Annotated in this window: 24 protein-coding genes and 1 tRNA gene; 7 read left to right on the top strand and 18 right to left on the bottom strand. The window is 45.3% G+C overall.

Translation table 11 applies throughout. The features are described 5' to 3' along the window. The first annotated feature begins 8 nt into the window (after positions 1-8). Positions 9-1310 carry a hemolysin family protein gene (locus tag AUL54_RS18290; protein WP_060964762.1) on the top strand — a complete coding sequence of 434 codons (1302 nt, stop codon included), beginning with the start codon at positions 9-11 and terminating at the stop codon, positions 1308-1310. A gap of 37 nt (positions 1311-1347) precedes the next feature. On the opposite strand, the gene AUL54_RS18285 is transcribed toward AUL54_RS18290, so the two are convergent. Continuing rightward, complete coding sequence (locus AUL54_RS18285; RefSeq protein WP_060964761.1) at positions 1348-2178, bottom strand: STAS domain-containing protein; 831 nt, start codon at positions 2176-2178, stop codon at positions 1348-1350. Positions 2179-2251: 73 nt separating this feature from the next. On the opposite strand from AUL54_RS18285, the gene AUL54_RS18280 reads away from it, so the two are divergent. Then, a tRNA-Gln gene (locus AUL54_RS18280) sits at positions 2252-2322 on the top strand. Between the two features lie 64 nt (positions 2323-2386). On the opposite strand, the gene AUL54_RS18275 is transcribed toward AUL54_RS18280, so the two are convergent. Then, positions 2387-2767 (bottom strand): Spx/MgsR family RNA polymerase-binding regulatory protein, encoded by a 381-nt coding sequence (locus AUL54_RS18275; protein WP_060964760.1) that lies wholly within the window; start codon positions 2765-2767, stop codon positions 2387-2389. A gap of 236 nt (positions 2768-3003) precedes the next feature. Between AUL54_RS18275 and AUL54_RS18270 the strand changes: the two genes are divergently transcribed. Then, positions 3004-3249, top strand: a complete 246-nt coding sequence (locus tag AUL54_RS18270) for a DUF2626 domain-containing protein (protein WP_003153078.1) — start codon at positions 3004-3006, stop codon at positions 3247-3249. 39 nt (positions 3250-3288) lie between these two features. On the opposite strand, the gene AUL54_RS18265 is transcribed toward AUL54_RS18270, so the two are convergent. Beyond that, positions 3289-3927, bottom strand: a complete 639-nt coding sequence (locus tag AUL54_RS18265) for an MBL fold metallo-hydrolase (RefSeq protein ID WP_016938959.1) — start codon at positions 3925-3927, stop codon at positions 3289-3291. Between the two features lie 154 nt (positions 3928-4081). Between AUL54_RS18265 and AUL54_RS20920 the strand changes: the two genes are divergently transcribed. Then, a complete protein-coding gene (locus tag AUL54_RS20920) occupies positions 4082-4255 on the top strand; it encodes a DUF2759 domain-containing protein (protein ID WP_003153076.1) in 174 nt (57 codons plus the stop codon). Between the two features lie 33 nt (positions 4256-4288). On the opposite strand, the gene AUL54_RS18260 is transcribed toward AUL54_RS20920, so the two are convergent. From AUL54_RS18260 to AUL54_RS18240, 5 genes are all read right to left on the bottom strand, one after another. Continuing rightward, positions 4289-4603, bottom strand: coding sequence for an MTH1187 family thiamine-binding protein (locus tag AUL54_RS18260; RefSeq protein WP_060964759.1), 315 nt, complete (start codon positions 4601-4603; stop codon positions 4289-4291). Between the two features lie 5 nt (positions 4604-4608). After that, positions 4609-5646: a YqgU-like beta propeller domain-containing protein gene (locus tag AUL54_RS18255; RefSeq protein WP_060964758.1), complete on the bottom strand. Its 1038-nt coding sequence runs from the start codon at positions 5644-5646 to the stop codon at positions 4609-4611. A gap of 72 nt (positions 5647-5718) precedes the next feature. Further along, positions 5719-6843, bottom strand: coding sequence for a M14 family metallopeptidase (locus tag AUL54_RS18250; protein WP_060964757.1), 1125 nt, complete (start codon positions 6841-6843; stop codon positions 5719-5721). Between the two features lie 80 nt (positions 6844-6923). Beyond that, positions 6924-7886: a glucose kinase GlcK gene (gene glcK, locus AUL54_RS18245; protein WP_016938955.1), complete on the bottom strand. Its 963-nt coding sequence runs from the start codon at positions 7884-7886 to the stop codon at positions 6924-6926. A gap of 18 nt (positions 7887-7904) precedes the next feature. Beyond that, positions 7905-8117 (bottom strand): YqgQ family protein, encoded by a 213-nt coding sequence (locus AUL54_RS18240; RefSeq protein ID WP_235588381.1) that lies wholly within the window; start codon positions 8115-8117, stop codon positions 7905-7907. Positions 8118-8380: 263 nt separating this feature from the next. On the opposite strand from AUL54_RS18240, the gene nhaC reads away from it, so the two are divergent. Further along, the gene (nhaC, locus tag AUL54_RS18235; RefSeq protein WP_060965135.1) at positions 8381-9691 is read left to right on the top strand and encodes a Na+/H+ antiporter NhaC; all 1311 of its coding nucleotides are present in this window, start codon (positions 8381-8383) and stop codon (positions 9689-9691) included. Positions 9692-9767: 76 nt separating this feature from the next. On the opposite strand, the gene AUL54_RS21285 is transcribed toward nhaC, so the two are convergent. The 3 genes from AUL54_RS21285 to rpmG all read right to left on the bottom strand — a co-directional run bounded on the left by AUL54_RS21285 (position 9768) and on the right by rpmG (position 10786). Beyond that, positions 9768-9941, bottom strand: coding sequence for a hypothetical protein (locus tag AUL54_RS21285; protein ID WP_101605444.1), 174 nt, complete (start codon positions 9939-9941; stop codon positions 9768-9770). 62 nt (positions 9942-10003) lie between these two features. Beyond that, positions 10004-10558, bottom strand: coding sequence for a 5-formyltetrahydrofolate cyclo-ligase (locus tag AUL54_RS18230; protein WP_060964755.1), 555 nt, complete (start codon positions 10556-10558; stop codon positions 10004-10006). Between the two features lie 78 nt (positions 10559-10636). Further along, positions 10637-10786: a 50S ribosomal protein L33 gene (rpmG, locus tag AUL54_RS20915; RefSeq protein WP_003153056.1), complete on the bottom strand. Its 150-nt coding sequence runs from the start codon at positions 10784-10786 to the stop codon at positions 10637-10639. Positions 10787-11133: 347 nt separating this feature from the next. Here rpmG and AUL54_RS18225 point away from each other — a divergent pair, with 347 nt between their 5' ends. Both AUL54_RS18225 and AUL54_RS18220 read left to right on the top strand, forming a co-directional pair. After that, entirely contained in the window at positions 11134-11487 is a 354-nt protein-coding gene (locus AUL54_RS18225) for a hypothetical protein (RefSeq protein ID WP_016938950.1), read from the top strand. After that, positions 11484-11948, top strand: coding sequence for an endolytic transglycosylase MltG (locus AUL54_RS18220; RefSeq protein ID WP_060964754.1), 465 nt, complete (start codon positions 11484-11486; stop codon positions 11946-11948). Before AUL54_RS18225 ends, AUL54_RS18220 begins: the two co-directional genes overlap by 4 nt. Positions 11949-12044: 96 nt before the next feature. Here AUL54_RS18220 and pstB (AUL54_RS18215) read toward each other — a convergent pair whose 3' ends face one another. The 7 genes from pstB (AUL54_RS18215) to AUL54_RS18185 form a co-directional block, all read right to left on the bottom strand. Beyond that, complete coding sequence (pstB, locus tag AUL54_RS18215) at positions 12045-12827, bottom strand: phosphate ABC transporter ATP-binding protein PstB (protein ID WP_060964753.1); 783 nt, start codon at positions 12825-12827, stop codon at positions 12045-12047. Between the two features lie 11 nt (positions 12828-12838). Further along, on the bottom strand, positions 12839-13645 hold the full coding sequence (gene pstB, locus AUL54_RS18210) for a phosphate ABC transporter ATP-binding protein PstB (RefSeq protein WP_060964752.1): 807 nt from the start codon (positions 13643-13645) through the stop codon (positions 12839-12841). A gap of 18 nt (positions 13646-13663) precedes the next feature. Then, positions 13664-14548 (bottom strand): phosphate ABC transporter permease PstA, encoded by an 885-nt coding sequence (pstA, locus tag AUL54_RS18205; RefSeq protein ID WP_016938946.1) that lies wholly within the window; start codon positions 14546-14548, stop codon positions 13664-13666. Then, positions 14548-15477 (bottom strand): phosphate ABC transporter permease subunit PstC, encoded by a 930-nt coding sequence (pstC, locus tag AUL54_RS18200; protein ID WP_060964751.1) that lies wholly within the window; start codon positions 15475-15477, stop codon positions 14548-14550. The genes pstA and pstC overlap by 1 nt, the downstream gene beginning before the upstream one ends. Positions 15478-15524: 47 nt before the next feature. Further along, entirely contained in the window at positions 15525-16427 is a 903-nt protein-coding gene (locus AUL54_RS18195) for a phosphate ABC transporter substrate-binding protein (RefSeq protein ID WP_060964750.1), read from the bottom strand. 156 nt (positions 16428-16583) lie between these two features. Continuing rightward, positions 16584-18731 (bottom strand): penicillin-binding protein 2A, encoded by a 2148-nt coding sequence (pbpA, locus tag AUL54_RS18190; protein WP_060964749.1) that lies wholly within the window; start codon positions 18729-18731, stop codon positions 16584-16586. A 101-nt stretch (positions 18732-18832) separates the two neighbouring features. Continuing rightward, entirely contained in the window at positions 18833-20122 is a 1290-nt protein-coding gene (locus AUL54_RS18185; RefSeq protein WP_060964748.1) for an MFS transporter, read from the bottom strand. Positions 20123-20163: the final 41 nt, after the last annotated feature.

Below are 20163 nucleotides of genomic sequence, written 5' to 3'. Positions count from 1 at the left end.
GCGTTACATTGTATATCATCAAACTGACTGCCATCGTACTATTTATTTTATTAACGGCGTGTTTTGTCGCCATCGAGTTTTCAATCGTTAAAGCAAGGCGCTCCCGCATCAATCAGCTCATTCAGGAAGGTGTGAAAGGGGCAAAAGCAGCCAAGCATGTCATTACACACCTTGATGAATATTTATCGGCGTGCCAATTGGGCATCACCGTAACCGCCTTGGGACTCGGCTGGCTTGGTGAACCGACAGTCAAAGCAATGCTTCAGCCGTTATTTTTAAAAACCGGGCTTCATGAAGCGGTTTCCCATGTACTTTCACTGATTATCGCATTTCTGCTTGTTACATATGTGAATGTTGTCATCGGTGAACTCGCGCCGAAAAGTTTTGCCATTCAAAAAGCCGAGCGGATTACGCTTTTGTTTGCCAGACCGATCATTTTGTTTTATAAGTTAATGTTTCCGTTCATCTGGCTGCTTAATCATTCCGCCCGCCTGATTACAGCCCTGTTCGGCTTGAAGCCGGCTTCAGAACATGAAATGGCTTATACGGAAGAAGAATTGCGGGTGCTGCTTGCCGAAAGCTACCGAAGCGGCATGATTAAAAAAAGCGAGCTGCATTACGTAAATAACATTTTTACATTTGATAAGCGCACAGCGAAAGAAATCATGGTGCCGCGGAATGAAATGGTGAGCCTGCCGTTAGACAGCGGTTCAGGACATATGCTCCGCGACATTATCAAAACAAATAAATATACCCGTTATCCTGTCGTAAAGGGAGATAAAGATCATGTTGTCGGCATCATCAATATAAAAGAAGTTTTATTCAGATTCCTGTCTGAAGGGGCATCGTTTACAAAACACGAGCTCAGCCCTTACATTCAGCCGGCCATCCACGTGATTGAGACGATCCCGATTTATCAATTGTTCGTAAAAATGCAGCGGGAACACGCCCATATGGCCATTCTCATTGATGAGTACGGCGGAACCGCGGGATTAGTAACCGTGGAAGACATCATTGAAGAGATCGTCGGCGAGATCCGGGACGAATTTGATACGGATGAGACACCTTCTGTTCAAAAGCTTGGAGACAGCCGTTATCTTCTGAACGCCAAATTGCTGATCAGTGACGTCAATGACGTACTCGGAACTGAGATTACGGCTGATCAAGTCGATACACTCGGGGGCTGGTTCCTTACTCAGCATATTGATGCAAAACCCGGAAGCACCATTGATTTTGAAGGGTACACATTTACGGTAAAAGAAATCGACAGCCATCATATCATTACGATTGAAGCTGACAAAGCTGAATAGCTGAGGGGGGAATCCCCCTCGGCCATTCAGCTTTATATCATCTTAATGATTCTTTTACGACAAAACCGTTTTTTGCCAGCGCCTTCGCCAGACTCTGCTCCGTTTTCACATGAGAAAAGTCGATGCCGAGCTTCACGACGGTTTGGGCGATTTCCGGCCGGATGCCTGAGATTGTCGTTTCTATGCCAAGAAGTTTTGTGCTGTCAATCACTTTAAAAATTTGATAAGCGACCATCGTATCCACAATCGGCACACCTGATATATCTAGAAATAAATAAGAAAGCCGGAGCGAAGAACATTGGTCAAGCACCGATTCCAAAATCATTTTTGCCCGGTAAGTGTCAATTTCGCCGACAAGCGGCAAAATTCCAATACCGTCGGCAATCGGCATAATCGGCGCGCTTAGTTCGTTAATCATTTCTTTTTGGGCGTTTAATTGCGTTATTGTCACTTTATGATATTCCTCTGTAAATACTTCAATCATATGGTCAATTGCTTTGTTCAGCTTCTCTCCCCATGTAAATACCGCATTTGTATCAGGCTTCTCAGACATCGTTTCACTGCATGTCTGTATGCGGTTCCAGACCAATCTCCGGAATTCTTTAAAGCTTGCGACGCTTTCATAGACAGGGACTTCATGCACGGCCCGGTCTCTTGCAAACTGCAGCGCCCACTTTGTCAGCTCCTCTTCTCCGCCGTCTTTCCCTGATAAAATGCCAGCAACGATTTCAATTAACAGGCGCTGCTGCGTTTCCGCTTTCTGATCCTCTGAAGGCCGCCCCGGTTCGGGGATGAGCAGCCATTGACGTATGATTTCGCCTGATTCTTCAATTAATACTTGAGATAATACTTCATTTAAATGTTTCACGGGTTTCCTCCATTCAAATCTGACTTGTATGTATAAACCGGCGCCGGATGCACATACTGTAATTAGCATTCGATGGGCTATAGCCAAGCGGTAAGGCAATGGACTTTGACTCCGTGATCGTTGGTTCGAATCCAGCTAGCCCAGTCCTGGAACCGCAAAAAACGAAGATTAGCTGATGATGTTTGATCAGCGGATCTTCGTTTTTTTCTTATGATACAGATTGATGCACCGTTTTTTTCTTCGTCAGCTTCATCAATTCTCCTGGATTATATCCGATAACGAGCTTTTTGCGATCGATCAGGATCGGACGCCGCAGCAGCTTCGGATTTTCAGTCAAAAGCTTCAGCACTTCATTTACAGTCATTTCTTCAATGTTCAGGTTGAGGTTTTTAAATGTTTGGCTCCTCGTCGCTAATATTTCATCAATTCCTTCGGTTGTTAAGGATAAGATTTGCTTCAATTCATCAATTGACGGTGTCTCCCTGAATAGGTGGCGCTCTTGAAAGTCAATATTGTGGGCTTTTAACCAATGTTTCGTTTTTCGGCAAGATGTGCAGCTCGGGTATGAATAAAAAATAAGTTCTTTCATTTTTAAAAATTCCTCCCTCGGATAATCCGTCTCTTTGTTAACATAAGTACCCTGAACTTTTTTTCACTAAACGTATTTCAAAAAGATTTTTCGGATCTTTTTTAGAGAACGGCATAAGATATAAAACACAGGGAAAGACATAAATTCCACAATAAATATAATCATGAAAATGTTTACATTTTAACTGCCGATCTATTATAATAAACTTCAGATAGACTCTCGGGAGGGGATAAGGAATGAATCGCATGTTCCGGGTGTTAGGATTTTGGACGGGGATTTTTGCAGTCATGTTTTTTTTAGGCGGCATGAAAGACGCATCTCTTTTGTTTTTTGGACAGACGATCTTTTTCGTATTTCTTTCTTATTTGAATCTGACTGAGCGGATGTATATTTATATTTTCGGAGCGTACTTAACCGTATTTTTCGCCGGATTTACATATTACTCTATTTTTATTATGACACCGGGCGGCGGAACCCACTGACTGAAAAAGACAGACCGATTACGGTCTGTCTTTTTTCGTTTACAATGAAAATCCATTAATAAACGGATTTCGCTCCTGCTCTGTCTGGATGTCCGTTTCCGCGCCGTGACCGCTTAACACAAGTGTATGCCCGGGAAGCGTGAGCAGTTTTTGATGGATGGAATCAAGCAATACGTCTTGATTTCCTCCATGTAAATCCGTCCGGCCGATGCCTCCCTGAAAGAGAACATCGCCTGAAATCACCAAATCAGCGTCCTTCACATAATAAGAAACGCTTCCAGGTGAATGACCCGGCGTAAACAGCGTCTCCAAATGGAAAGGACCGATGTCCAATATGCCGTCGCCTTCAATCAGCCGATCGGCGGGCCGTGCCGTGACAGCAATGCCGCGCAATATGCCTGATCCGTTTAAGGAAGAGTCCTCCAGCCACTTTTCTTCATTTTTGTGAAGATATACGGGAACATCCCATCTGTCTCTTACCTCGTCAAGCGCGCCGATATGGTCAAAATGGGCGTGCGTCAGCAAGATCGCAAGCGGCTTCAAATTGTTTTCTTTTATGTAATTGTTGAGTTTGTCCGCTTCCCCGCCCGGATCGAAAATCAGACAGGATTGATCCTCACTGACGAGGAAATATGCGTTTGCCTGAATCGGACCGGCCGGCATTCGTCTCCATTTCACTTTCATCACCTCTTTATGTATATGCCCTTATTATGAAGGTTTTCTGCCGAAGATTCAATGAATGCGGCTGGGAAAACACTATCGACAAACAAAATGAAAACGGTTAAAATAAAATGGAAAGATTTTCAGGTTCCAATGACAAAGGGGGAGCATGATGTTACTTGTTGTAATCTTCGGCCTTGTCGCATTATTAGCTGTGTTAGGAGTCCTGCGGGCTGTCAGACAGAGAAATATCCTGGGATTTTTGTTAGCCGCCGCCACACTGGGCGTGTTCGGCTGGTTTACCGTCATGACCGTTGTTACAAGCGGCTATCCGACTGCACATTAAAAGCCTGTATCCATTAGGATACAGGCTTATTTTTTATTGCTGCAAATGTTTGCTGACACTTTTGATTTTGCTCTCCAGCGTCGTTTCTTTATCACGCCTGTCATCAATGCGGATATTGGTCGCCACTCTGTGCAGCCCTTTTTGGAACGGGGCTTCGTGAATCTCCTGAATGACCGCGAACAAGTCGCTCAGCTCTCCTTCAATCAAAGTGTTCATCGGTGTGAGCTGAAATTTGATTTTGCCGGCTGCTTTGTAGCCTTCCAAAATCTTTTGCACATCCGCTACATACTCACTGACGCTCGGTGTTTTTGTTCCGATCGGAATGATTGTCACATCTGCAATTGGCATTTGATTCAAACTCCTTTTTCATTTGTTATGATTGGTTCTGTCAGTCCTGTTTTCAGAGATATCAGCCGGTCATACGTAAAGCCGTATAAAGCGTATTCCCCGTTCGGAGAGATCTGAATCGGTTCCATTTCCGTATTGTTAAGCACCGTCCGCTCCCGTTTGTCCCCCAAGTCAAAGCTGATCAGCCTGTATAACCGGCCCTCCGGCTTAAACGTGTAAAACCGCTTGTGGGTCTGATCGTAATCATATTCCATCGGCGCAAAGCTCTCATACTTTTTTTGAAGAGGAAAACGGTGTGTCACAGATGCCGGCTTTTGGAAAAGGAACTCGCCGTCGCCGTCCGGTTTATCCGTTTGTCTGACGGCAAGCGTCATACCCGGGCGGGAATCTGCCCAGATGACATGTTGGAGCACTCTTTTTTCTTTTGCCGTCTCCAGATCATAGGAATATAAAGGGCCCTCTTCCTCCGTTTTTCCTTGCTTAATATATTGAAATTCATCGGAGGACATCCAATGGACAAAAGGGGCCTGAACGGGACTTATTTTTAAAATGCCGTGTTTCATATCGGCTGTATAGGTTGTGAAGTCCCATGTTTCAGAAAAAACGGTAATCATCATTTGGTACGGGTCATATGGATTCCAAGCCGTCTCCAGCTCATAAGAATTAAAGGCTTTGTGATAAAGTCTTTTCCCCTGCTTGTTCATGAGCACAAGCTCAGTCTGTCCGCTGTTTGTCACCTGAACGAGAATCAGCTTTTTTTTCAGGCTGATCTTTACATTGACAATATGGCCCTTTGTTTCGCAGAGCCGTTCGGATTTTCCGCTGAAAAGATCATATTTCATCAGCTGATCATGTGATGTATACAGAATGGTCCTGTTATCCAGCCATCCTTCCGTTTTCTCCGCTTCATTTTTACTGAGCGGAACGATTTTCTGTTCTGCTGCTTTTGCTGAGACGTCTGTGTCAGGCTGCTGATGAGATGGTTCACAGGCCGCTAAACACAGAACGAATGCGGACAGCAGAACACAACACAAGTATCTCACCAGCCTTCCCTCCATTCTTTTCTATTGTCCCATATTTGTTAATATAAACAAATGAGAAATTTCACAGATGTCTCAAAAAACAAGCGCCCTCCACAATATTCCTTCCGTCGCTTGATAAATATCCGAAAACTGATGAAAAGGCAAAGGATTTTTTCCCTTTCCGAGCTCAACGGTATAGCCCTCTTTTCCGTATTGCTGTATAAACCAATCCCTGAAACCGGCATGGCTGTCAATGGTTTTTACACCTTGATAGCGGTTTCCGCTTATCGCTTCAAACTCCCGGATGACCTCAGATGATTGCTCCGGTTCACATCCTTCGTACCCCCAATAAATCTCTTCTCCCTGTGTATGAAGCGCGATCAGCCTGTCAGGCGGCTGCTCCGTTATCAGCCGGTGCATCGCCTGCGCCTCCGGTTCAGTGAGCGGCGCCGTGCCCGGAAAATCACGGTACGAGGGAGCCTTCGGTTTGCGCCTCTGTTCAATCTCCCAATTCGATGGGAAATGTTTATTTAAATCAACGCCGTTTATATTCGCCTTCCATTCGCGGAAATCCGGGCGGTGCTCATTTAATCCGTTGAGAAATTCATTTTTTTCTGATAAATCTGCACATCCGTAAAGTACGAGATCCACACCGTCGGGATTTACGAGCGGAACGAATGATAAGGATGTCCGGCTGAATATATCAATGGCGGAATGTCCGAAAACGGTTTTATTTTCGCATAATGCCGCGCAATATTCTTTGCACCATTTAATCGCAACCGACGTGGTAATCCATTCATTGGCATGAAAAGAGGCGTTTACATGCACGTTTCTCTCGGCCGTATCCGCGCCTATTCTCAGCTCATAGAGCGGTTTTCCCAAAACGGAACTGCCGATTTTACGGCACGTGACAAATGGAAAGACATCGATTATTTTCTCAATTTCTTCATAGAGCAACTGAGCGCCGTACACCTTTTCTTCCTTCACCCATTGATCAGAAGAAAGAACGCTCTTACACTGCCGGATGTATTGCGAAAGCCCGTTAAGCGTTTCTATCGGACATTCTGGCTGACCGCTCACGAGGAGGCCGGGACAAAATAATTCATCGCTTTCCGCCGTTTTATTGGCGTCTTCCAACAGTTTTTCATCAATTGAAAGCACCTGTGCGACATCTTTCATATGCCTTTTTATTTCAGGTTTGACACGAATTCCCGCCATGTTCATCCCCCTTTTTTAAAACTATATGACAGGGGAGATAAAAAAAGAAAGCCGCCCGCTATATGGGCAGGCAGACTTTCTCAGCAGTTTTGATATTTAAGCCATTCATTTTTGGCAATCCACGCTCCGCCAATGACTCCGGCGTCATTTCCCAGTGCCGCAATCGAAATATCGGCCGCTTCCGCAGAACGCGGGAACGCGGTGATTTTGAAGGTCTCTTCCACTTTTGACCGCAGTATTTCGCCTGCTTTAGATACGCCTCCGCCGAGCACGATTTTCGTCGGATTCATAGCGCTTGCCAGATTTCCGAGCACGAGGCCTAAATGTTTTGCGACATAATCAACGACTTCAAGCGCAGTTTTATCCTGCTGTTTTGCCGCATCGAACACGTCACGTGCCGTCAGATCACGCACCTGCAAGAGCGAAGAGTCGGAAACCGACGCAAGTTTTTCTTTTGCGATGCGGACGATGCCGGTTGCGGACGCAATCGTTTCGATACACCCGGATTTTCCGCAGTTGCACGGAGCTCCGCCTTCCGGAATGCTGCAAATATGACCGATTTCTCCGCCGGCCCCGTTTTTACCGTGAACGATTTCGCCGTTGACGATGATGCCTCCGCCGACACCGGTTCCGAGCGTCACTAAAATGACATCTTTGGCTCCGTCACCTGCGCCTTTCCACATTTCTCCGAGCGCCGCGATATTGGCATCGTTTTCAATAACGGCCGGAATACCCGTTTCCGCCTCAAGATGGTCTTTCAAAGGATAGTTTTTCCATCCCATATTAGTCGTCTCATAAACCATCCCCGTCGCTATTTCCACGGGTCCGGGCGCTCCCATGCCGATCCATTTCAAGATTCGTTTCGGCTTGTTCAATTCTTCCAGCTTCTGGTCAAGCGCTTTTGCAATCGTGACCGTTATAGTGTTTCCTGTCTTATCGGTCGGAACCTCCCATTTATGCTGGATTTCACCGTACATATTGATAAAGGCCAGCTTGATAGTTGTTCCGCCAAGATCAATCCCCGCAAACCATGTCTCTTCCATAATGATCTCCTTTTCTTATTAAATCCTGCTGTTGTCTCTTCCTTTGATCCTCTCTGATTCCTGCTGTAGAACTCCGGAGGCCTTCAGCCATAAGTCTCTTTCAATCACGTTTGACAAGTACATTTCCTTTAATTCATCTTTCATAAAGTCAATTTCAGCTTGTCTGTCACCGAAATACACGATATGTCCGAATGACTTAAACAGCTGCTGTACGTCATAAAATGAATTCATCTTCTTCACCATTTCTTTTCTTCTCAGTATAAGCGTATTTCATCTCTAAAGCAGGCGTCAAGCAAAAAACAATTGGATAAAATATCCTTGTGTCATTTTGGTAAAATCTATATTCATAATTGTAAAAAAACACTCATTTATGCGTTTTTCTGTTACAATACTTTCGTGCCCAAAAGCACAAAAGGATTAAAGTTTGATGGGGTGTTGTTTTGAAACAAGAAAAAAGGCTGACATTCATTTCAGCCATCGGTTTATTTGCTTTAATGTTAGCAGTCATTATTTCCTGCCTGTTTTTCTTTCATACGGAGCCGCATATGCCGCTGTTTTTTTGTGTCATTATTCTGTCTCTTGCAGGTTTGCGGCTCGGTTTCTCGTGGGGCAGTCTTGAAAAAGGAATTGTCAACGGATTGAAAAACGGTGTACAGCCGATTATCGTGCTGGCTTTGATCGGTGTGCTGATCGGCGCCTGGATGTACAGCGGGGCCATTCCCGCCGTCACCGTTTACGCTTTATCGATTATACAGCCGAGCCAGCTGCTTTTGACCGCATTATTTTCATGCATGATCATCAGCACGCTTGTCGGCTCAAGTCTGACAACTGTCAGTACAATCGGCGTCGCGCTGTTAGGGGTGGCAAGCGCGGCGGGAGTTCCGCTCGAATGGACGGCGGGAGCAGTTATTTGCGGGGCCTGTTTCGGTGATAAAATGTCACCGATGTCCGACACGACGAATTTTGCCGCCGGTATCGGCGAAATTCCGATTTTTAAGCATATCCGCCATATGATGGGCACGACCGTTCCGGCACTTTTGATCACAATCGTTCTTTTTTATTTTCTCGGTTCATCCGTTTCAATAAATGCCGCTTCAACGCAAAATATTGAGGCAGTCATTTCCGGAATTAAAGAGGCCGTGCACGTTACGCCTTGGTCGCTTCTTTCACCTCTTTTGGTGATCATTTTGGCGGTCAGACGGGTTTCTGTTATTCCGGTGCTTACCGCCGGTATTATTTCCGCAGGGCTTCTGACTGCCGTTTTTATTCCTGACAGCAGTATTGAAGGATTTATATCTGCCCTGCAAAGCGGCACGGCTTTTAAAACCGGCGACCAGGCTGTAGCCAGCATTATCAACAGAGGCGGACTCCAATCCATGATGGGATCAGTCTCTCTGATCATGATCGCCTTTGCGCTCGGCGGCCTGATGGAAAAAACAGGCCTGATCGCAGCGCTGCTTCAAGGATTGATAAAAGGCGTGCATACGAAAGGACGTCTTGTCATGGCGACCGTCTTCTCAAGCATTGGCGTAAACCTTGCGACAGGCGAGCAATACTTGTCGATCTTAATTCCGGGTCAGTCTTATAAACATTTATATGACAAGCTCAGCATTAAGCGGCTTCACCTTGCACGATCGATTGAGGACGGCGGAACATTGATCAACCCGCTGATTCCTTGGGGAGTAAGCGGCGCTTTCATGGCAAGCGCGTTAGGGGTTTCTGTCATCGACTACCTGCCGTTTACCTTTTTCCTGTACATTTCACCGATCATTTCAATCCTTCTCGGTTTCCTGAAAAAAAACTGATAATACGAGAAAAACCTGCCGTCATTACAGGCAGGTTTTTTCATGCAAAAAATCCCGCTGAAAAAACGGGATTTGTTTAAAAGGCCTGCTGAATGAACTTATTTCTGATAAACGGTATTTTTAAAAAGAAATGAATAAATGGCCGTCTGATCCCTGGCTGGCTGAGCACGGTGTTCATCAGACGGTAACGGTTTTGGTAAACGGCTAAAACAGAGACGGCGCATAATGAGTAGATCAACAATTTTTTCATTTTATCCCTCCTTCCCCTATCGTTTGTCAAACAGCGAGAATTATTCGGGTGCAAGAGGTTTTTTATGCGATGGTTTCAGATTCAGTCACGATCATATCGACCGGAATATCGTGGGGCATGCGGGGAATGCGGTCTGTCAGCTGGCAGTCGAAGAGAAGCGACACGGTACGGCCTTCATAACCGGTCAGAAACCGATCATAATATCCGCCGCCGTATCCGATTCTGAAGCCTTCCCGGTCAAAAGCCACACCGGGCACAATAACAAGATCAATGTCTTTTTGAGCCGCTTTTTCAGTCAGGCTTTCGATCGGTTCACTGAGACCGGCATATACGGTTTCCAGCTGATCATCAGCAGAAAATGTACGGAATTCCATCGCTCCCGTCTGGGGGAAGCATTTCGGGATACAGACTTGTTTTCCCTCTTTCCAAGCCTGTTCAATAATCGGCCGTGTCGGAATTTCCAAGCGTTTCGAGATGGTGACGGCAATCATGCGGGCTTGTTTCCATTCTTTTAAAGAAAACAGCGTTTTGTGCATGCTGCGGCTTTTTGCCTCCCATTCACTTTCTGTTATGCCGGAAAGCTTTGCTTTTATATCGGTTCTGATTTGTGCTTTCACGTTTCTCAAACCTCCCTGAAAGACAAAAAAGCCAGAACTTTATTGAAAGCTCCAGCTTTTTCCGCCGTTTGAAACAGCTTATTTTGTTTCACGGTGTAACGTAGATTTTTTATCACGTGGGCAATATTTTTTAAATTCAACGCGGTCCGGATTGTTGCGTTTGTTCTTTTTAGAAATATAGTTACGCTCACCACATTCAGTGCAAGCCAAAGTAATATTAACGCGCATTATTTTCCCTCCAAACTAAATATCATTTACTTATTCAGACTTATACATAATACCACTATAATGCACGGAATGCTAGAGCTGATTTACATGAAATGTTGTTTAAATGCAGAAAACATCAGTTTATGTTTCTGATCCTCTGAATGGCCTTGCGCAAGATGCATACAAAAAATGACGAAACAGGACAAAAAAGGGCTTTCATATGCGAAATCTATAGAGAAATATCCGTTTGCCCCCCGAATAAAAAAGATTTTCCGACAAAATTCTGTTTTTTTCTCTATTTCCTTTAGAATGGCGGCGTTTTATGGTATAAAAAAGAAGGGCAAATTAATAATAGAAGGTGATGAAACGTGGAAATTGCTATTATTGCGTTGTTTATCGTCAGTATAGCGCTTATTGCATTCTCATATTCTCAAAGAGATCCGATGAAAGACGTGGAACAGGAGCTTGAAACGCTTCAGCTTTCCGCCATGCAGGAAATTTACAAGTTAAAAAAGAAAATGACGGTGCTTGAAGAAGAATTGCTGGAAACCAACCTCGTCATCCGCAAAACCAAAAGCAGCGGCATTAACCAAAAAATCGCCAAACAAATCATTTCAAAATATAACAACGGGATGTCTGCCGAAGCCATCGCAAAAGCGGAACACGTGTCTGTCGAGGATGTCAATACCATTATTAAAGATAATGAGAAGGTGCTCGTATGACAAAACGGGGCATTCAGGCTTTTGCAGCAGGTATGATTTTAGCGACGGCCGTCCTCGCCGCTGTCTTCTATTTGACTGACCATGACCGGGCAGCTGCCGTTAAAACTGAAAAAACAGCATTGACAGAAAAAGAAGTAAACAGCTACCTCGACTCTCAGCAAAAAGTCTCCGTCAAACGGGATGACTATCAAAAACTGCTTGACGCTAAAGAAAAATCGTTAAACAACGATCAAAACACGGACGCCAAAAAGAAAAAGGTCACATACAAACTGACGATCAAAGACGGAATGAGCACGGCTGATGTGTCATCCATCCTTGAAAAAGAAGGAATTATTCCTTCAGCGAAGGACTTTAATGATTACGTAATCGACGCAGGCTACCACAAAGAAATCCGCGCCGGCCATTTCAAAGTCGACTCAGATATGAGCTTCAAAAAAATCGTCAAAACATTAACCCGCTAAAAAAGCTTGCAGGCATCGTCCATTCATGGATACGGCCGGCAGGCTTTTTTAATAGACAATATAAAACGGACCCGGTCAATGGCCGGGCCCGTTTTTTCATCCGAATTTTCCGCTGATATAATCATGTGTTTTTTGATGATCCGGCTGGGAAAAGATTTTGCCCGTGTCGCCCCGCTCTACAAGTTCGCCCATATAGAAAAACGCGGTTTGATCAGAAACTCTCGCAGCCTGCTGCATGTTGTGCGTCACAATGACAATGGTATACTTCTCTTTTAAGGTCAGAATCAGCTCTTCTATTTTCCGGGTGGACACGGGATCAAGAGCAGACGTCGGTTCATCCATCAATAGGACATCCGGTTTTGTGGCGAGCGCCCTTGCGATGCACAGCCGCTGCTGCTGTCCGCCTGACAGGGAAAGCGCCTGCTGATGGAGACGATCCTTCACTTCATCCCAGAGCGCTGCTGCCTTTAATGATTCTTCGGCGATTTCAAGCAGTTTCTTTTTATTTTTTTCGCCGTGTATTCTCGGTCCGTACACGACATTCTCAAATATGGACTGCGGAAACGGATTGCCTTTTTGAAACACCATACCGATCTGCTTTCTTAATTCTGCCGCATCCGTCTTTTCCTTCAGCAGATTGCGCCCGTTATAAATCATATCGCCTGTCACTTTGACATTCGGGGCCATTTGCAGCATTAAGTTTAATGTTTTAATAAACGTGGATTTCCCGCAGCCGGACGGACCGATGATGGCAGTGACCTTCCGCTCCTCAAATCCGATCGTAATATTTTTCAAGGCCTGATGAGCTCCGTACCATACGTTCATGCCTTGAATATCAAATAGATTCTGCGTGTGCACCGCTTCTTTTACAACGCTCACGGTTCTTCCCCCTATCCGAACTTTCCGTTAATATAGTCATCCGTTTTTTGCTCTTTAGGACTTGTAAAAATCTGTTCTGTCTGTCCGTACTCCACCACTTCTCCGTTTAAAAAGAAAGCCGTGCGGTCAGACACCCTCAGCGCCTGCTGCATGTTATGCGTAACGATAACAATCGAATAATCTTTTTTCAGTTCTGTCAAAAGCGTCTCGATTCTGGCGTTTGAGATGGGGTCCAGAGCTGAGGCCGGTTCATCTAAAAGAAGCACGGCAGGTTTCATCGCAAGCGTCCGGGCGATGCAAAGGCGCTGCTGCTGTCCGCCTGATAATGAAAGAGCCGATGAATGAAGACGGTCTTTGACTTCATCCCAAAGCGCAGCTTTCGTTAAGCTTTCCTCTACCGCTTCGTCCAAAACGGCTTTTCTTCGTTCACCCGCATACTTCAGCGCATGTGTGATGTTATTGTAAATGGATTTGGGGAACGGATTCGGTTTTTGAAACACCATACCGATCTCCCGTCTGAGAGACACGACATTAATCTCTTCCCCCAAAATATTCAGTCCTTCATAAAGGATTTCCCCCTCGCTTCTTGCAGAAGGGATGGCATCGTTCATTCTGTTAATCTGCCTCAGAAATGTTGATTTCCCGCAGCCGGACGGGCCGATCAGAGCCGTCACCGCATGTTTTTCAATATCCATATTCACACGCTTAACCGCTTGTTTGTCTCCGTAGTAAATGGACAAATGATTCACTTCCAAAATCGACGGCCCCGGCGAACGCTCTGTCTGTTCCGCTTGTTCCCTGACGATGTGATCAATCATATTTTCGCCTCTTTCCGATTAATTTGCCGTAAGCTTTTTATAAATAGCAGATCCGAGCCATCTTGCACAAAGGTTAAATAAGAGCACTGAAATCACCAGCACTGCCGAGCCGCCGTTTGCTATTGCTTCTGCATCGGGAATAATCCCCTGGGTATTGACACTCCATATATGAACCGCCAGCGTCTCAGCCGGCCTGAAAATATTTAAAGGAGATGCTTCAGAAAACGGGTTTAAATCGGTAAAATTCAGCCGCGGCGTTGTCAGCCCCGCTGTAAATAACAATGCCGCCGCTTCTCCGAACACTCTTCCTGATGCCAAAATGGCTCCGGTTAAAATTGAAGGAATCGCGCTCGGAATCAGCACCGTTTTGACAGTATGCCATCTCGATACGCCTAAAGCGAGAGAAGCTTCTTTCAGTTCTTTAGGAACTGCAGTGAGCGCGCCTTCTGTCACCCGGACCATTACGGGAAGGTTAAAGACTGTTAAGGCGAGTGCGCCCCCGATAATCGTGTATCCCCACCCCGTCAGGTTCACAAACATCAGCATGCCGAACATCCCGATGACAATCGACGGAAGCGACGACAGAACTTCAATACATGTTCTGATAAAATCAGTAATTTTATTTTGCGGCGCATATTCAGCCATAAAGACGCCGCCCCCCACACCAAGCGGTATCGTGATCAACATGGTGATGAACAGAATGTAAAAGGAGTTAAAAAGCTGATCCCGTATCCCGCCGCCTGACGCGATAGCGCTTGATTTTGACGTAAGAAAATGCAATGTGATTTCCGAGACGCCGTGAATCAGAATATACAAAAACAATCCTGCTAAAATCGCCGCAATCACAGCGGCGCATAAACCGAATACACCGGTGGCCAATTTATCCGTTATTTTCCGGTTCATTATACTTTCCTCCTAGATGACAAGTAGCGTATGAGCAGTATAAACAGAAACGACATGATAAGAAGAACAAGCCCCATCGACCACAGCGTGTTATTTTCGATACTTCCGTATGTGGTATGGCCCATGTTTAACGTGATAATCGTCGTTAATGTCCCCGCCGTATCAAGCAGGCTTTCCGGGAGAAGCTTTGTATTTCCGATAACCATCTGTACGGCGAGAGCTTCTCCGAACGCTCTTGCCATTCCAAGCACGACAGCGGTCAGCAATGTCGGAGACGCCGCCGGAATAAGCACCTTCCTGATTGTCTGCCATCTCGTCGCACCGAGCGCATATGAACCGTCACGAAGATGTTTCGGTAATGACGCAAGCGCATCAGCGGAAATCGACGTAATGGTCGGCAGAATCATCACCGAAAGTACGATCGTTCCCGCCAGAAGACTGTGACCCGTTCCGCTTGATTTAAAAGATCCGATAAACGGAACCAATACTGTAAGACCTATGAATCCATAAACGACGGACGGAATGCCGACAAGCAGCTCGATTACCGGCTGCAGCACCTTTTTTCCCCAAGTCGGCGCAATTTCCGTCATAAACACGGCACCCGCAATCCCGAGGGGCGCCGCGATCAGAGCGGAAAGAACCGTGACCGCGAATGATCCGAAAATAAAAGGCAGCGCGCCGAACTCAGGTTTTGCCTGGGTTGGATTCCAATTCAGACTTGTTAAGAACTCAATCGGGCTTACACCATTTACAAAAAAAGATTGCAGCCCCTTTATGCCGAGAAAGATGGTGATTGCCGCTGATGCCCCAATGATAATCGCCGCACATACAGACACAATCACTCTTCCGCGGACTTCATCCATTTGCCTGTTTTGTTTTGAGCTTATTAAGCGTTCGCTTACAGACTCTTTTTCTCTGTGATTTATCATTTGTTTACACTCCTATAAAGAAGAAGGACGGGGAGCCCGCCCTCCCCTCAGCTTTGCTTGCCTTTTGCGTCACGTGTGACTTTCATATCAGAGATCGGAATGTAGCCCTGATCTTTCACGATACTTTTCTGCACTTCATCGCTGTTCAAATAGTCAAGAAATGTTTTGGTCAGGCCAGATGCTTCACCTTTCGTATAAGAGTGCTCGTAAGCCCAAATCGGATATTCGCCTGTGACGACATTTTTCTCTTCGGGTTTGATGCCGCCGATTGATAAAGGCGTTACTTTGTCATCGTTTATATAAGAGAAAGCCAGATAACCGATTGCTCCCGGTGTTTCTGCAATGATTTTTTTGACTGTATTGGAGGAATCCTCTGTGATGCCCTCTGCCGGCTCCGCTCCGTCAAGCGCGTATTTGACGAACGTAGCGCGTGTGCCTGATGAATCAGGACGGTTGACGAGTGTAATCTTTTGATCTTTGCCGCCAAGCTCTTTCCAGTTTTTGATTTTGCCTGTAAAAACGTCTGCCAGCTGTTTTTTGGTTATATCCTTTACGCCCGCACCCGGGTTGACCGCAGCCGCCATCGCAACTACCGCTACACGGTGATCATTCAGGGCTTTCGCATCAATGCCTTCTTTTTCTTCAGCAAAGACGTCTGAGTTGCCGATTTGCACTGCGCCTTCAGACACTTGCGAAAGACCTGTTCCTGAACCTCCCGCTTGCACCTGCACATCAGCATCCGGATGTTTTTCCATAAACTTTTCCGCCGCTGCCAGTACTAACGGCTGCATGGCTGATGAACCAGAAATGGTTAAAGAACCTGATGCTTTTTTATCCTCACTTGCAGATTGGCCGTCCGTCTTGCCGCTTTCCTTTGCATTTCCGCATGCTGCAGCGATGATCATAACAGCAGCCATCAGAAGCATAAGCATCCATTTGTTTTTTTTCATTTCCTGAATTCCCCCTGCGTTTAATGTGTAATTTGTCCTACACGTATAGAGTAAAGGGTTCGTGTAAAATGCGTATAAATCGAATGTTAAGGTTTTGTAAATCCGGATGTTTTTTTGTATAAAAAAAACGCCCACAGACTGTGAGCGTTTCATCTATCAGTTATTTGTATTGCCGTTAGCAGCGTCTTCCTGAATTTTATCTTCGTTTTTCTGCTTCGTATTATTATCTTCTTGTTTCTTTTTCAGCTCGAAGTATTTGTCCAGAGCTGCTCTTCCTATATCATTCGTAATCGAATATCGATCGCTGTAATCAATATAGGCCCAAGGAACGACTACAGAAATAGCCACTTCCGGATTATCAGCAGGTGCATAAGCGACAAGAGTCGTATTATACGTTCCTTCACCCGTCTCTGATTTGTCCGGACCGTCATAGAAAGATTGCGCCGTACCCGTTTTACCGGCAGGACTGTATTTCGCCGTCGCAAAATCAGTTGCGGCTGTCCCTTTTGTCATTACACGTCTGAAACCTGCCTGCACTTCTTTAATGTCAGCATTATTCATATCAATCTTGTTCAGTACTTGAGGCTGAACAGACTCTACAACGGCTCCGATTCCTCTTTTTGAATCAGGCTGTCTGACCTCTTTTACAAGCTGAGGTTTCAAACGATAGCCTCCATTGGCGATTGTTGATACATACTGTGCCATTTGCAGCGGTGTGAACGTATCATACTGTCCGATGGCAAAGTCTAACAGAAGACCGGAAATCCGCTGTGTCCCTTGATACCCAGTCGCTTCATTCGGGAGATCAATTCCCGTCTTCACTCCGAGACCGAACTGACTGAAGTAGTATCTGAAAGTATCAAATGCCTTCATATCAAGCGGCAGAGACTGGCCTTTTTTATATTCCCCTTTACCGACGGCGATCGCCGTTTTAAACATGAACACGTTTGATGATTCCTGAAGCGCTTTTTGGATATCAACAGGACCTAAATTCGTCCATGATTTTTTCGGGTTTTTACTACCTTTGAAATACAAAGGCTCATCCTGAAAAACGGTGTTCAAATTAATCGCGCCCGTCTGGAGTCCCGTCAATACCGTTGCTCCTTTGACCGCCGATCCCATTGCATAGGAGGACGTCATTGCGCCAAGGGCGTAATCATTAATTTTGTACTTTCCATGGTCATTCGTAATCTGTTTGCCGGCCATCGTCAGCACTTCGCCGTTTTTCGGGTTCATCATGACGACAAAGGCCCGATCAAGAAGCTTCGTGCTCGGTCTCGCTTTGGCCGATCTTAAATTTTTCTCAATGATTTTTTCAACGGACTTCTGCAGGTCCATATCAATGGATAACACAAGGTCTTTGCCGGCCTGTCCTTTTGAAATCACTTTGCTGCCCGTGACATTTCCGGATGAGTCGGTTAAGTTCTGCACTTTCTCTTTTTGCCCCTGCAGCAGGCTTTCATATTGATATTCTAAATAGCTTTTTCCGACCCTGTCATTCCGGCTGTATCCGAGTGACAGATAGTGATCCAGCAGGTTGGACGGAAGACCTTCGTTCGAACTGGATACACTGCCGAGCAATGTCCGGATCAGACTTTTGTAAGGATAAGACCGTTCCCAGTCAGACGTCACGTCAACCCCCGGCAGCTCATCTAAATGTTCGCTGACGACGGCCATTTCTTTTGCTGAAACCCCTTCATTTTTGATGTATTGAGGCGTCAGTGAGTAGCCTGAATCCATCTGCCTTTTGATCGCAAGGATCTGCATATCTTTTGAAGTGAGTTCATTCAGCTGTTTGTCCGTAATGCGTTTCAGCTGGAGCTGGTATAAATCATCATCAGACAATTTTTTGTCTTCAGCTTTTTGCTTTTCTTTGGCCGTAATCAGTTTTTTCGCTTCATCAGGCCTCGTTAACATCCAATAGTCTTTTTTATCCCGTTCAGTCACCTTTTTGGTGCTTACTTTAATCATACCCGACAGTTTTTTTGCGATTTTTAAACGCTGTGCCTGGGTGGTTGAGGCTGAACGTGTATATGTAATCGCATTTAATGCTTTATTCGTTACGATGGGATTAAGGTTCCGATCGTATATTTTCCCTCTTGGAACCGCCGTGCTGACATCAGACTCTTCTTGCTTATTGGCAGCGTTTTTATAGTCATCACCCTGAACGATCTGCTTGATGCCAAGCTCGACGATAATCCACGTGAAAATAAGAAACGCGGCCAAAAACAAAAAATTAAGCCGGATCGGCAATGATTTTTTCTTTTCTTTGCTTACTGCTATTTTCTTTTTATTTCTCCTCATGACATCACCTTTTCTTATTTACAGAAAGAAATGACACCTTTTGTTCAGGTGCCATTTTTCATTCTAAAGGTTTTTTCGATAATTTTCTACAGATAACCCTTTTATCTTTCTCCTTTTATAAAATTCGGTTCACCCGCCTGTTTTTGTCGGTCCTCTTCCACTGTTTCATCAGAAGTTTCCGTATCCAGTTTAACGTCTTTAATAAAGTAATAAATCAGCGGATGACCGGCTCCGAGCAGCACGAGCGCCGCCGGTATTCCCACTTTTTCCTTCAGCAAGGTAACGATCAAAAGGAAGCACAGGATGGAAACGATCCGGCCTGCATTTAAAAACAATTCCCTGAGCACGATGTACTCAATTCTGGCCTTTCTGGCAAGCCGCGCCCGGCCTATTACATCATATGTAAGCGAGACATACGGCACGAGCAGAACAGGATAGCCGATCGCAATAAACACTCCGTATATAAGAAGCGTCGTAAAGCTCATATGAAAAATAATGAGAAACAGGGCGCCGTACACAATCAATCCGCCGATAAGAATCGCCTTTTTACGCGATCTTTTTTTGATGAGCCTTGATGCAAAATAGTAAGCAAAAAAAGAAACAGCGGAATTGACGAGACCGAATGTCCCGAGCGCCAGCTCACTGTTTGTCGCAATGAACACAAATACGCTGATTAAAAAAACAAAAATCCCTTCTCTCAAGCCTTGAAAAAAGTGCGCGTTTGTAATCCGGCGCCAATTCAGATTCGTGTGACGCTCATCATAAACTTTTTTCAGCATAAACCGGCCTTTCGACTCTCTCCGCTTGAGAAAAAAGCTCATGACCACGGCAAGGGCAAATAAGCCGAGCGACAGGCTGAAAATGACTGTATAACCCGTATTGTTTTGAAGTCTTGAGATGACCAACCCGGCCACAATCGGGCCGATCATCCCTGCCGACGAAGATAAAATGCCTAAAAAGCCGTTGAAAAAATCTCTCGTTTCAGGTTCCGTAATTTCGAAAGTCAGCACGTTAAAAGCCAGCCAGTAAAAACCATATCCCACTCCGAGCACGGCACCGATCAAAATGAGGCGGGAAGCCGCATTTTCCCCGGCAAGGAGCACACTTAAATAAAAAGCCGCCAAAAAGATAACACCGAACCTGAGAATAAACACCCTGTCAATTTTTTTAGCCAGCCGACCCGCCAGAAGAAAGGTAATCGGCTGCATCGTCACGACCGATAAATTGTATATGGCCAAATCAATGAATTTTCCTGACTGTTTCCATAAGTACACATTGACAAAAGTATTTGACAGCGCGATGCCTAATGAGTAAAGGCCGCCAATCGTCAATAACAGCAGCAGACCTTTATTTACTTCGATGTCGCCGATAATTTTTTTTATTTTGCTCATCATTGACTCCCCTTTACTACACATTAGTCTGTCTCACTCAA

Origin of the sequence: Bacillus sp. SDLI1, from assembly GCF_001553895.1 — a bacterium.
Taxonomy (GTDB): domain Bacteria; phylum Bacillota; class Bacilli; order Bacillales; family Bacillaceae; genus Bacillus; species Bacillus siamensis.
The sequence above is the reverse complement of the archived record's forward strand: the minus strand, read 5'-3'. Positions and strand labels throughout refer to the sequence as shown.